The organism is Endothiovibrio diazotrophicus (genome assembly GCF_054657215.1).
Map to the genome: position 1 here is coordinate 1 of NZ_BAAHXB010000051.1, position 14,006 is coordinate 14,006.

The 14,006-nt window shown below is 70.4% G+C and carries 6 protein-coding genes; 3 read left to right on the forward strand and 3 right to left on the reverse strand.

All coding sequences use genetic code 11. The annotated features are described in order from the left end of the window. From ACYQ2W_RS13550 to ACYQ2W_RS13560, 3 genes are all read right to left on the reverse strand, one after another. The coding region (locus ACYQ2W_RS13550) for a carboxypeptidase regulatory-like domain-containing protein (RefSeq protein WP_459867940.1) at positions 1-6,888 on the reverse strand (6,888 nt) is incomplete at its 3' end. Positions 6,889-7,421: 533 nt separating this feature from the next. After that, positions 7,422-8,438 carry a 3-deoxy-7-phosphoheptulonate synthase gene (aroF, locus tag ACYQ2W_RS13555; RefSeq protein ID WP_459867943.1) on the reverse strand — a complete coding sequence of 339 codons (1,017 nt, stop codon included), beginning with the start codon at positions 8,436-8,438 and terminating at the stop codon, positions 7,422-7,424. Between the two features lie 73 nt (positions 8,439-8,511). Then, positions 8,512-9,594 carry an SO_0444 family Cu/Zn efflux transporter gene (locus ACYQ2W_RS13560; protein ID WP_459867946.1) on the reverse strand — a complete coding sequence of 361 codons (1,083 nt, stop codon included), beginning with the start codon at positions 9,592-9,594 and terminating at the stop codon, positions 8,512-8,514. 173 nt (positions 9,595-9,767) lie between these two features. Here ACYQ2W_RS13560 and ACYQ2W_RS13565 point away from each other — a divergent pair, with 173 nt between their 5' ends. The 3 genes from ACYQ2W_RS13565 to ACYQ2W_RS13575 all read left to right on the forward strand — a co-directional run bounded on the left by ACYQ2W_RS13565 (position 9,768) and on the right by ACYQ2W_RS13575 (position 13,977). Further along, a complete protein-coding gene (locus ACYQ2W_RS13565; RefSeq protein WP_459867949.1) occupies positions 9,768-11,678 on the forward strand; it encodes a methyl-accepting chemotaxis protein in 1,911 nt (636 codons plus the stop codon). An 86-nt stretch (positions 11,679-11,764) separates the two neighbouring features. Beyond that, the gene (locus tag ACYQ2W_RS13570) at positions 11,765-12,232 is read left to right on the forward strand and encodes a cyclic nucleotide-binding domain-containing protein (protein WP_459867952.1); all 468 of its coding nucleotides are present in this window, start codon (positions 11,765-11,767) and stop codon (positions 12,230-12,232) included. A 50-nt stretch (positions 12,233-12,282) separates the two neighbouring features. Next, positions 12,283-13,977 carry a flagellar assembly protein A gene (locus tag ACYQ2W_RS13575; RefSeq protein WP_459867955.1) on the forward strand — a complete coding sequence of 565 codons (1,695 nt, stop codon included), beginning with the start codon at positions 12,283-12,285 and terminating at the stop codon, positions 13,975-13,977. Positions 13,978-14,006 lie beyond the last annotated feature (29 nt).

Genomic DNA, 14,006 nt, shown 5'->3' on the forward strand with positions numbered 1-14,006 from the left:
CAGATCGCGCTCGACCCGAACCCGCCGGCTGTTGGCCAGGCCGGCACTCTCCAGCAGGCCCTGCGCCTCGGCGATGGTGGCGGGGGGCGTCGCGCTGACGCTCCACTCCACCGTGTCGTAGAGCGCCAGCGCCTCCGCGCTGCCGGTCTCGATCGCCGCGGTGAGGGTCAGCGGGCCGCCCGCCGGCGGCAGCCGCAGCCAGGCATCGAAGGTCGCGCTCTGCGCCTCGGCCAAGTCGAAGGTCCAGCGCAGCGCCGCCTCTTCGACGGTGGCGTCACCGGCGTCGAGCACCCCGACACCTGCGGGCAACGCCAGGGTGGCGACACCAGGGATGGCGATCCCCTGGTTGACCAGGGCGAGGCGCACCGCCAACGGGCCGCCGGCCCGCGCCGCGGGCTGCGGGTCCACCTCGGCCAGCGCGCCGAGCAGCAGCGCGCCGAGGGGTTCGCCCGCCGCCCCGCCGGCGGCGGCCTCGGCGAGCAGGTCGAAGCCGATGTGGACCGCCTCGCCCGCGCCAAAGGGGTGGTGGGTGATGGCGGGCTCGCCGCCGGGGTTGAAGTGGGCCAGCGACACCGTGCCCTCGAGCGTCACCCGCGCGGCGGCGCGTGGGGAGGCGAAGGGGAGCGTCGGACGATCCGCCAACAGCAGGCCATCGGCACTGAGGGTGCCACGGAAGGCGATGCCCAGCGCCGCGTCGAGCCGCGCGTTGCGCTGGTCGTGGTCGCCGCCCACCACCAGACCGTCACCGGCACGCACCGCCTCGCGCAGCGCCCGCTGGGCATCCACGTCGAGGTGGATCTGCTCGGCGTGGAGCAGGTAGAGGCCGTAGCCGCCGCTGCGCTGTTCGCGGACGAAGTCGGCGGCGGAGGTGACGAGGGTGTAGGACCAGCCGGCATCACGCAGCGCCGCCTCCAGCCAGGCGCGCTGGGTGGCGAGATCGGCCGCCTCGGCGACCCCGTGGGGGTCGCGCCCGCCGGGGGCGGCGGCGCCGGCCGGGTCGTCGAGCAGCACCAGCAGGCGGCCGCGGGGGGCGGCGTCGAGGGTGGCGTCGATGACGATCGGCGGCGGGTCGAGGCGGAACAGCGCTCGGCCTAGGGTGACCCACTTGCGCTTGCTGTCGAGGTAGACCTGGAGCACGCAGGCGTAGTCGCCCGCCGCCAAACCGGCGGTGGAGACCTCCCGCACCAGGGTGGTGCGGGCGCCGGCGGTCAGGGCGATGTTGCCGGTGGTCTGGGTGACGACGCTCTCGTTGTCGAGGCGCAGCAGGGCCTGGCGCACCGGCAGGTCGTCCAGGTCGAGGGCGGAGCCGTTGGCCACCCGGTCGGTACACGACTGGGGTTCACCGATGTAGCGGCGGGCGTGCTGGGCGGTGACCTCGCCGGTCAGCGAGCGCTCCAGGTTGACCGCCACCGTGAAGGCGGCCTCCGCCTCGGCCAAGGTGTCGCCTCCGGAGGTGAGCACGCCGCTGACGCGGTACCCGCCCTCGGCGGCACCGATCAGCTTGTAGGGGGTGACCAGGTCTCGTTCGCCGTTGGGGACCAACTGGCCGAGGGTGAGCGTTCGGCTGAAGACCACCTCGCCGCCGGGGGCGTGCACCGCGAGGGCGAGGCGCGCGTCGTCGATCAGCACGTTGGCGGTGAGGTTGCGTACCAGGGAGTCGAGCTCGACGCTGTCGTGGGTATGGTAGACCGGCCGGTCGGTGGTGACGCGCAGCTCCGCCGACACCGGATCGGGGTGGTGGATACGGAAGGTGGTGGACGCCGTGCCCTGAACCTCGCCCTCCGCGCCGCGCACCACGCCGCGCAGGGTGTACTCCCCCGCCAGGTAGTCGGCGCTGTTCCAGCCCTCGCTGAAGGTGGTGACGGCGCCGCCGGCCAGGGTGCCCTGATCGCGGTAGGGGAAGGTGGCGACCGCGCGGCCGTCGGGGGCCTCCACCACCAGCCGGGCGTCGAAGCGGCCGGAGAGCGCGCCGCCGTTGCTGACGGTGGCCAGCAGGGCCACCGGCTCGTGGGCACCGAAGGCGGGCGCGTTCACCGCCACCTCGATGCGGCCGAGGGTGGAGTCGGCGATGGGGCTCCAGACGCGATTGTTGAGCTCGTCGCATTCGGCGAGCAACGCCTCGGCGTCGACCGCGGCCTGGAGTGGCGCCCCGGCGGGATCGAAACCGCGCACGCCGACGAGGGTGAGATCGCGGTACTCGCCGGGGGCGAGCGCATCGAGGGTGAGACGGCCCAGCTCGGCGCCGCCCTCTTCCAGCTCGCCCTGGCGGAAGGCGACGGCAACGCCCGCCGGGGTGGCGAGGGTGCCGGCGTTGCCGACCCGCAGCCGCAGGTCCACCGCGGCATCGGCGCCGCGGTCGACCACCGCCAGCAGCGCGGCGCTGAGATCCGGGGCGGCGGCCGGTGCGGTATCGACGGTCAGGTCGTGGAGCACCGGGCTCTCGCCGCTGGAGGCGCGGGAGAAGTGGACCCGCACCTGGAGGTAGCGGCCGGTGGCGGCGATGGGGCGCCCCGACTCGGCCCGCTCGACGGGACCGAAATGGACGCCGTCCTCACCGGCCGAGATCTCGACGCCGAGGGCGGCGTCGGCGGGCAGGTCGGCGCTCCAGCGGACACCGCCCCAGTCGGCGCCGGCTTCACCGCCGTCGTGGACCACCGTCCAGGTGCCCTCGTCGGGGGCGCCGAGGAGGAGGCTGCCGGTCATGTCGCCGTAGGTGTAGGGGGCAGCGCCCTGGCCGAGGTCGACCACCCTATCGACCCGCCAGGTGGCCGGGTTGATGCGCATGACGTTGTCGGAGTCGCGGTTGGCGACCCATACCTTGCCGCTGGAGTCGGCGGCGACGCCGGTGGGGTATTTGCCGACCAGCCATCCCCCCAGCCACCACCCCCCCTGGTGGATAACGCTCACGGAGTTGCTGCCAGAGTTGGCGATCCAGATGAAGTTGTCGGGGGTCGCGGCCAGCCCGCGGGGGAAGGAGCCGCCGACCAGGTAGGTGCCGACGTACGCTCCGTCCGGCGTGTGCTTGCTGACCCGGTGGGCAGCGTGGTGGGTTCCCCAGACGTTGCCGTCGTGATCCACGCCGATACCGTAGGCCTGATCGTAGGGGGTACAGGTGAAATAGTCGTCCTCCCGGGTCAGCGTGCCTTGGGTGTGGTAGCGCAGCCAGGCGTGGGGACCCCAGCCGCGGTTGGCCGACCAGATCACCCCATCGGGATCGACCATGCCGCCGTAGCCACCGCAGCCCACGTCGAAGCTGGAGAGGATCTCGCCGGTCTCCCCGTCGATCAGATCGAAGGCGTTGTCGGCGCCGAAGTTGCCGGCGGTCCAGACGTTGTTGTTCTCGTCCACCGAGACGTGGCGGATCTGATCCCCCTCGACCCGGACGTAGTGGAGGATGCACTCGCCCTCGGCGCTGGATACGCCGCCATTGTCATCGACCCCGTTGGGGTTCTCCCACGGGCGCACGTCGCCCAGCCCGGTGGAGGTGTCGATCACCCCGTTGCCGTTGCGGTCGACGCACTGGCCGTTCTCCGCCAGCCCCACCTTGACCACCGAACCGCGGCCAGCGGAGGACTCGTCGCGGTTGCCCGCCCAGACGCTGCCGTCCTTGTCGACGGTGGTGCGCGAGGGGTTGCGCCCGCGGCCGCTGGGCGAGGAGAGGTACTCGCCGAGGATCTCGCCGGTGGTGGTGTCGATCTTGACGATGGTGCCGCGGCCGGAGGCGGGCACCCAGATGAAGGGGAAGATCTCGGTGGCGTCGTCCAGGCTCAGCTGGTCGGGTACCGCGGTGTTCAGGTTGATGCCTTCGCCCTCGGCGAAATCACCGCTCAGCGTGTAGGTGCGGCCGCTGGAGGCGACGGTGCAGGCGAGCGCGTCGCTGGCCGCGACGTTGTTGCCCTCCTCCCGCTCGGGCAGTTCGTCGGCGCTATCCAGCTCGACGCTGATCGCGGCGTCGCGGAACGGCAGCGAGCCGCTGAGCGGCAGGGTGAAGTCGAGCCTCTCGCCCACCGCCAGGGCCAGTTCGATGCGGCGCTCGCCCAGCAGGGTGTCGCCGGCGCCGAAGAGACCGTCACGGTCGCCGTCGAGGTAGGCGCGCACCGCCACCGCGCCGTCGGCCGCGAAACTGCCGTCGTTGGCGACGGTGACCGTCAATTCGCCGGAGAGCGCGAGGTCGCCGAGGTCGGTGGCCAGCCCGGTGCGGTCGATGGCGCGCACCACCAGATCGGGCTTGAGGTCGGGCGCGCGGACGGCGGCGCGGTTGTTGGACTCGTCGCACTCGGCGACCGTCTCGTCGGCGTCGGCGACGGCAACGATGGGATGGGCGCCACCGATGACGACGTCGGCCAGCAGGGCGTCGTAGTAGGCGCTCGCGCCGATGGCGGGCAGTTCGACCCGGCCGAGCAGGGTACCGCCGCCGTCGGGATCGCCCTCGTAGAAACTCACTCCGGCGCCCGGCGAAAGGCCGAGACCGCCAGCGTTGCCGACCCGCGCGGAGAGTCGGAAACGCCCCACGCCCTGCTCCACCACCCGCGGCACGGCCACGCTGAGGTCGACCTGCGCGGAACCGTCGCCGGCGACGCAGGCGGCGGCGCTGGTGCCGACGTTGTTCTGTTCGATCGTCTCCACCACCTGCTCGGCGCTGTCGACCCACGCGCTGAGCGGGGCGTCGCGGAACGGGAGCGCTGCGCTCACCGTCAACTCCAGCGCCGCCTCGCCCTCGGCGGCGATCGGGGGGGCGATGACCCCGGTCGCCAAGGGGGTTTCGTTGGCGTCGCGAACCCCGTCGCGATCCGCGTCGTAGAAGAGGGTCACCGCCACCGCGCCGGCGACCTCGGCGGTGCCGGCGTTGCGCAGTTCCACCCGCACCGTGCCCGCGGCGAGCAGGGTGTCGGGGTCGGTGGTCAGGCCGTGATCCACCACCTTCGTCACCCGCAGGTCGGGGAGCAGCGTCAGGGCGCTGGAGGGGAGCAGCGGCAGCTCTCCCAGGTCGGTGGTGGCGTAGGGGGTAAGGGAGGTGGAGAAGGCGACCGCCTCGTAGCCCTCCAGGCTCAACGCGAGGGAGCCGACCAGGGTGTCGATACGATCGAAGGAGAAACGGCCATCGGCGCCCGTGGTCGCGCTTCGGGTGGTGGTCGCGAAGGTCCCCACCACCTGGACGCCCGCCAAGGGCACGCCGCTGACCAGGTCCACGGCGACGCCGGTGAGCGCCGCGTTGTTGACCGCGGAAACGGGGCCGCCGGAGGGGTAGAGCGCCGGAGAGAAGTCGACGACGTTGTCGGCGAAGAGGGCCAGCGTGGTGAGCGCTCCGCCGTAGCCGTCGGCGGTCACCTGCAGCGTCATCTCCCCCGGGGCGAGGTTGTCGGCGCGGTAGCTGCCGTCGCTGGAGACGCGGATCAGGCGGTCGTTGGCCCCGGAGACCGCGATGGAGGCACCGCCGATCGGCTCGCCGGTGGTGATGTCGGTCACCCGCCCCTCGATGGCGGTGCGCGGGGCATCCACCGGGGTGAGGGCCGTGGAGAAGAGATAGGCGCCGCCGGCAACGAGGGAGAGCCCGCCGTTGGCGGTGGAATAGCCGGTGAGCGTCGCCTGGAGGCTCGCGTTTCCGGGGGTGACGCCGCTCAGTTGGAACGCGCCGTCGCCGTTGGTGAGGGTGCTCCAGGACTCATCGGCGCCGACGGTGACGACGACGGCCACGCCGCTCAGGGGCTGCTTGGTATCTGCGCGGATGATCTCGCCACGCACCGTGGCGGTGGTGACGTTATCCCCCGCAAGCATGCGCAGCTCGCCCAGGTCGGCCCGCTGGCCGGGGGCGATGCGGGCAGCGCCACTGAGGGTGGCGTAGCCGGAGGCGGAGAGCTGGAGCGTGTAGTCGCCGCTCACCAGGTCGGCGAGGAGAAAACGGCCGTCGGCGCCGCTCACCGTGTCACCGGCGGAGGGGCCGGACAGCGCCACCAGCGCAGCGGGGATCGGCAGACCGCTCACGCCGTCCACCACCGTCCCGGAGATCGCCCCGAGGCCGGAACCCCCGGCACCGGTCGCATCGGCGGGGCTCGCCGATGCCGCCAAGGCGCGCAGGGCGAGGGCGGTGGCGAAGACCTCGCCGTGCCAATCCCCGGCACTCCCCTGGCGGGCGCGCAGGGCGGCCAGCGCGTCGGCCAGCGATTCGACGGGGGTCCCGGAGGCGATCAGTGCGCTCAATACGCGAGCGGAGAGCGCGGTTTCGCCCCACAGGGCATCGGCGTCGCGACGCTCCAGCAGGAAGGTCCGGGCGGCGGCAGCCTGGGTGCCGAAGTCGCTCCAGTCGCGGTAGGGCGCCAGGGCGCCGAGCACGGCGGCGGTGGTGGCGACGAGCGACTCGTCAGCCCCCTCCCCCCAGGCGCCGTCACTGCGCTGGCGGTCGAGGAGATAGCCCAGGGTATCCCAGGCCACCTGGCCACGGGCCTCGCCGCTGACCGCCAGCGCCTCCAGGGCGCGCGCGCTGTCCACCAGGGCAGCGTCGGAGCCGGCGTGCTCGCCGAAACCGAGATCGCGTCCCTGGGCGGCGGTGAGCCGGCTCACTTCCGCGGCATCGGGTTGACCGAAGGCGGCCGCGACGCGAATGGAGGCGGCCAGCCGCGGCAGGCTGGAGCGCTCGGCGCCGCGCAGGTAGTCGCGGGCGGATTGCACCGCCGCTTCGCCCGCCGCGCCCTCGGCATGCAGCGTGAGCAACGCCTCGGCGGTGGCGGTGAACGGGTCGACGCGCTCCGCGCTTCCCACCAGCGCGCCGTCGCCGGCGGTGGCGAGCAGCCAGTCGAGGCCGGCGTCGGCCTGGACCGGGGAGGTCAGGCAAAACAGAAAGGCGAGCAGAAAGACGGCCAGTGTGCGGCGCAGACCCATCCCTGTGTCCATGATTCGTTCCCGGTGATATTGATTGAGGATTTCTCCTATATGAAATGTATAAAAAACTTATGTCAACTCCACCTTACCCCTGAACGGGAAAGTCGCGCAAAAGTCCTACGCCGCAATACTGAATCCTATGACTCCGTTCAGAAAATCGCTCGGATAATGGATGGAGATTTTCTGACACCTTCAGCCCTCCAGGCCGGATGCACCCGTAGGTCGGCGCTGCTGCGCCGACGCGAACGGGGGCACCTCCCCGCACTCCCCCACCCCGCCCTCCGAGCAGGGCTTTCCGCTCGGAAGGGCTGCCCCGACCGCAAGCCCGCTGCTTCCGTTCGCGTCGGCGCGGTAGCGCCCACCTACGGTGAGCCAATCGGCGCGGTAGCTCGATCGGGGTCAGATGAATTCCTCGACCCGACAAAGCGGAACCAACGTCCCGAAGAGCCCCCTCCCCCACATCCCACATCCCACATGCTCTGATTTTTCCCGCCGACAAAAAAAGGCCCGCTTTGCAGCGGGCCTTTTTTTGTCGGCGGGAAAAATCAGAGTGAGCGACCGATCACCTGGGCGATGCCACGCAGCTCCCCCATCAGCCCGTTGAGCTCCTCGGGGCTCAGCGCCTGCTCGGCGTCGCACCACGCCTCGCACGGCGTCGGGTGCATCTCCACCAGCAGCCCGTCGGCGCCGGCGGCGAGCGCCGCGCGGGAGAGCTGCGGCACCATCCACGCCTTGCCGCCGGCGTGGCTGGGATCGACGATCACCGGCAGGTGGGTCTCCTTCTTCAGCACCGGGATGGCGGTCACGTCGAGCATGTTGCGGTAGTAGGTCTCGAACGAGCGCACCCCGCGCTCGCAGAAGATGATGTCGTGGTTGCCGCCGGCGGCGATGTACTCGGCGGCCATCAGCCACTCCTTGATGGTGGCCGACATGCCGCGCTTGAGCACCACCGGCTTGTGCACCCGCCCGACCTCCTTCAGCAGGTCGAAGTTCTGCATGTTGCGGGTGCCGATCTGGATCACGTCGACGTCGTGCTTGAGGAAGATGTCGAGCTGGCGCACGTCCATCAGCTCGGTGACGATCGGCAGATCGTGCCTGCGCGCGGCGTTCTGGAAGAACTCCAGCCCCTGCTCGCCGAGCCCCTGGAAACTGTAGGGGCTGGTGCGCGGCTTGAACGCGCCGCCGCGCATCAGCCGGCAGCCGGCGACGACCACCGCCTCGGCGGCGGTGTCCATCTGCGCCTGCGTCTCCACCGAGCAGGGGCCGGCGATCACCTGCACCTCCTTGCCGCCCAGCTTGATCCCCTTGATGTCGATGATGCTGTCGCTCGCCTGGGACTCGCGGGAGACGATCTTGTAGGGCTTCATCACCCGGATCACGTTCTCCACCCCGGGCAGCACCTTCAACAGCTCCTTGTCGATGGTCCGCTCGTCGCCGATGGCGCCGATCACGGTCCGTTCGATGCCGCGCGAGACGTTGGCGCCCATCCCCATGGCGTCCAGCTTCGTCACCACGCCGCCGATCTGCTCGTCGGAGGCGTGGGTACCCATAATGATGATCATGCGTCGCTACCCGTTGCGTTGATGCCGTCGAAGGCGGCACAGGATAAAGCAGAATGGTTACCAGCCCAAGAACTCACGTCCACGTGCCGAAACCGGGCAGCCGCCGGCGCAGCGGCGGCACGGCGCAGAGGGCGAGCAACCCGCCGCTCCCCCACTCGACCCACGCGGGCAGCCAGCCGTGCGCGCCGTCGGCCAACTGGGCGGCGATGTCCACCGGCCACGCCGCCACCAGCGCGTCGGTGGCCATCCCCAGCCCCACCGAGGCCACCACGATGCCGACCAGATAGGCGACCAGCACCGGCCGTCCCAGCTCCCGCCCCACCACCGCCAGGGTCGCCAGATTGGTGGCCGGGCCGGCAAGCAGGAACACCAGCACCGTCCCCGGTGACATGCCGGCCAGCAGCAGTGCCGCCGCCAGCGGGGTGGAGGCGGTGGCGCAGATGTACATCGGTACCCCCACCAGCAGCATCGCCCCCATCGCCAGCGGCCCGCTGCCCAGCTCCGCCAGCGCCAGGGGGGGCAGCCAGGTGGCCACCGCCCCCGCCGCCAGCAGGCCCAGCGCCAGCCACAGGCTGATGTCGTCGAGGATGTCGCTGAGGGCGTAGCGCGCCCCGCCCGCCAGCCGGCCGGCGGTCGAGCGCCCGGTGGTGGCGGTGGCGGCGTCGTGGGAACAGCCGCACCCCGCCCCGTCGCAGCGATCGTTGGCGACCATCAGCGGGATCACCGGTCCCCGCCGCGGCGCCTCGGGCGGCATGGTGCGCTCGGCCAGGGTCGCCAGCAGTCCGGCGAAGACCGCGCTGAGCACCGCCGCCAGCGGTCGCACCAGCGCCATGAAGGGACCGAGCAGGGCGTAGCTGAGGGCGATGGAGTCGACCCCGGTCTCCGGCGTGGCGACCAGGAAGGCGACGGTGGGCCCCCGCCCCGCCCCGCCGCGGCGCAGTCCGAGGGCCGCCGGCAGCACCCCGCAGGAGCAGAGCGGCAGCGGCGCCCCGATCACCGCCGCCTTCACCACCGGCGCTGCCCCGCCCCCGCCGAGCCAGCGGCCGATCCGTTCCTCGGGCACCAGTGCCTTGAGCGCGCCGGCCGCCAGCAGGCCGAAGAGCAGCCACGGGGCCGCCTCCAGATAGAGGATCAGGGTGTGTTGGAGAAACGCCATTTCCGCTCCTTCACCGACCGCCGACGGCCGCATGCCGATGGGTGGTCAAAAGAATATTAACAATTGCTAATATAAAAGAATTCTCATGCCATACTTGCAGGAATCGCCGCCGGCCGAAGAGCCACCGCCCGCGCCCCGTGCGCGATCACCATAACCCCACGGAGAGGTCCCCCATGTTTACCTTGCGCCACCTGACCATCACCTCGCGGATCGTCCTCTCCACCTCCCTGCTGCTGCTCGTCGTGGTGACCACCCTCACCCTCAACAACCTGCGCTCCCAGCGCGAGCTGAGCGAGGAGGCGGAGAGCCGCGAACTGCACGGCCACTACCTCACCCTGATCAACCGCATGGACGAGGGCGCGCGCCTCGCCGAGACTCTCTCCGCGCTGGTCGCCAACATCCCGGCGGTGCGTCAGGCGGTGGCCGACGGCGACCGGGCGGCGCTGATGGCACTGTTCGGCGACGCCTTCCAGGTGCTCAAGACGCGCTACGGCGCCCGCCAGTTCCAGTTCCACACCCCGCCGGCGATCTCCTTCCTGCGGGTCCACAAGCCGGCCAAGTTCGGCGACGACCTCGCCTCCTTCCGTCACACCGTGATGCTCGCCAACCGCGAGCATACCGCCCAGGTCGGCCTGGAGAAGGGGGTGGCGGGGCTTGGCCTGCGCGGCGTGGTGCCGATCGAGGATCACGGCCGCCACCTCGGCTCGGTGGAGTTCGGCATGAGCTTCGGCCAATCGTTCATGGACTCATTCAAGACCGAATACGGCATCGATGCCACCCTCTACGTGGCCGACGGCGAGGGCTTCCGGCGCTTCGCCTCGACCCTCCCCGAGGGCGCCGGGGGACTCCCGCCGGAGACGCTCAAGGCCGCCTTCCGGGGGGAGTCGCGGGTCCGCCACGACGAACGGGATGGCCACCCGCTGGCCCGCTACGCCGGCCAGGTGAAGGACTTCTCCGGCCAGCCGATCGGTGTGCTGGAACTGACCATGGAGCGCAGCCGCTACCTGGCGATGATCGACAGCAACCGCAACGCCAGCCTGCTGATCGCGCTGCTCGCCCTGGCCGTCGGCGCCGCCCTGTCGGTGGTCACCGCGCGGGCCATCGGCCGCCCGCTGGCCGGCGCCGTCGCCCTGCTCCAGGAGATGGCCAAGGGGCGTCTGCGCACCCGCGAGGGCGCCACCGCCGACAACGAGACCGGCCGTCTGCTGGCGGCGATGAACGAACTCTCCGGGCAGCTCGGCGGGCTGATCGGCCACATCGGCCACTCCTCCGAACAGCTCTCCGGGGCCGCCGACCAACTGGCCCGCGCCGCCGGCTCCACCCGCGACGGGGTGCACCTCCAGCGCGATCAGGTGGAGCAGGTGAGCGCGGCGATGGAGCAGATGAGCGCGGCGGTGGAAGAGGTGGCACGCAACGCCCACGGCGCCGCCGACGCCGCCCACCAGGCGCGGGCGCGGGCCGACGATGGGCGCCGGGTGGTGGAGCAGGCGGTGGATTCGATCAACGGCCTCTCCACAGAGGTGACCGCCACCGCCGTCCTGATCGAATCCCTCGCCGAGCGCAGCCGCTCGATCGGCTCGATCCTCGATGTGATCCGCGAGATCGCCGACCAGACCAACCTGCTGGCCCTCAACGCCGCCATCGAGGCGGCCCGCGCCGGCGAACAGGGACGCGGCTTCGCGGTGGTCGCCGACGAGGTGCGTACCCTCGCCACGCGGACCCAGGACTCCACGCTCGAGATCCAGGAGATGATCGACAATCTGCAAGGGGAGACCGCCCGTGCGGTGGCGGCGATGGAGCGTGGTCGCGAGCAGGCCGCCGGCAGCGTCGACCAGGCCGCCGAGGCGGGGGCGGCGCTCGCGGCAATCGCCGGCATGGTGGTGGAGATCAGCGAGATGACCACCCGCATCGCCGGCGCCGCCGGTCAGCAGAGCGGCGTGGCCACCACCATCCAGGACAATCTGTCGACGATCCAGCGGGTGGCCGAGGAGAACGCCGCCGCCCACCAGACCGCCGGCCACGCCGATGGCCTGCTCTCCCTGGCCGGGCGTCTGAAGGGTCAATTGGAGCGTTTCGAACAATAAGAAAAGCCGACCGACGGGCATGCCAAGGGGTTCATCAATCCCTATACTACGCTTAATTTCCCGCTGCCCGGCGCAACCAAACCGCCATGACCGAACGCGATACTTTAATCTCCCGTGGACGTGCGATCCATGCCCTGGAGAAGCTGGCCCTGTTTCGCGGCATCAGCGAGGGGGAGTGCGCCGAACTGCTGGCCATCTGCCATGGCGCACGCTTCTCCACCGCCCAACAGATCTTCAAGGAGGGAGACCCCAGTTTCACCATGTACGTGCTGATCTCGGGCGCGGTGGAGATCCACGCCGAGGACGCCGGCCTGCTGCACACGATGCGGCCCGGGGAGCCGTTTGGAGAGATGGGGATGATCTGCCAGATCCCGCGAACCGCCGCCGCCCTCGCCCGCGAAGAGTCGGTGGCGTTGCGGATCAATAAGGAGGAATTTGATATTTTCCTAGCAAAATTTCCAAGAATCGGTTACATCTTAATGAAAAATATAACAGAAACCCTTTCGCAACGACTGTTGCGGAGCCGGCCGAAGCATCCGGCCTATCTCTTGTGAAAGGGCGTCCCCGAGGGACGTAAGCCCCCTCCCGACACCACCAGAGCGACATGGCGGAACAAGCTGCGAAAACCCCACCACCGGCCGCCGGAGGCCGCGGCCATGACATCCGGTTCTCGCTCAGCGAGGACGGCACCAAACTGCGTGCCACATTCCCCCCCCACGACCCCAAGGCGGTGCCGCCGATCAACAGCCACTGGGTCAGCCAGGCCCTCGACCGGCAGGGATTCGGCGATCTCTACCCGATCGACGACGCGCTCGCCCACCTGGTGGAGCTCTACAACGCCGGCGACGGCGACCGCGGCGAGCTCAACGCCATCGCCGAGCGGCGTGACGCGGTGGTCCAGTTCAAGGTCTCCACCGACAAGATGCACGCCTACGCCTTCACCAGCCGCCCCTTCGGCGGCGAGCCCCTGAGCAAGCAGGCGATCCACAGTGCCTTGATGCAGGAGGGGATCGTCTACGGGGTGCTCACCGAGGCGCTCGACGAGCTGCTTTCCACCCCCCAGGCCGCCAACGTACTGATCGCCAAGGGCCGTCCACCGGAAGACGGCGAGGACACCCGTTTCGACAGCCTGATCCCCGAGGCGCGGCGCCGCGGCCCGGTCATCGACGACCGCGGACGGGCCGACTATCGCGAACTGGGCGGCGTGGTGATGGTCAAGCCGGGCGATCCGGTAATGCGTCGCGTCCCCGCCACCTCCGGGGTCAACGGCGAGGACGTCACCGGCAAGACGCTGCTCGCCCAGCCAGGCAAGGAGATCCCCTTCGCCAACGAATGCAGCGGGGTGGCGGTCGACGACTACGACGAGAACATCCTGGTGGCCACCGTCGCCGGCCAGCCGATGCTGATCGACTACGGGGTCCAGGTGGAAGGTACCTTCCGCGCCAAGGACATCGACCTCTCCACCGGCAACATCCGCTTCGACGGCACCATCCAGATCGACCGCGACGTGCTCCAGGGGATGCGCCTGCAGGCCACCGGCGACATCAACATCAACGGCAGCGTCGAGGGGGCGGTCCTCGAGGCCGGCGGCAGCATCCTGATCAACGGCGGGATCATCGGCAACGGCGAGGTGCGCGACGAGGAGGATAACCTCTCCGAAACCGTCGCCCAGCTCTATGCCGGGGGCAAGATCACCGCCAACTTCGCCCAGAACGCCTTCCTCGATGCCCAGGGCGACATCGAGATCAAGCGCTCCATCTCCCACAGCGAGGTAACCACCCACAAGGGCGAGATCCTGGTGGGGGCGGAGAAAGCGTCCAAGGGCGGCAACATCCTCGGTGGCCTGATCCGCGCCCCGAAGCGGGTCCGCGCCCAGGTGATCGGCTCCCCCGCCCATGTCGAGACCCGCATCGAGGTGGGGGTCGACCCGGAGCTGCAGGAGGCGGTGGACAAGGTGGAGGAGAGGCTGGAGCCGAAGAAGGCGGACCTGATCAAGATCGTCCGCCTGATCACCGAGATCAACAAGAACAAGGAGAAGTTCCCCCCCCGCCTGCAGGAGAAGGCGCGCACCACCTTCCTCCAGTTGAAGCAGGAGGTGACCCACCTCACCAGCGAACGGGAGAAGCTGATGGGCAAGCTCCAGCACATCAGCGACGCCCGCGTCGACGTCGGCAAGGTGGTCCACCCCGGCGTCACCATCCGCATGGGGGAGATCAGCCGCGAATTCCGCGACGAGTCCAGCCCCGGCAGCTACCGGCTGGAAGAGGGGGAGATCATCCGCGACGAACCGGAGCAGTGAGAGCGAAAACGTCGACCCGAGGGAGACGT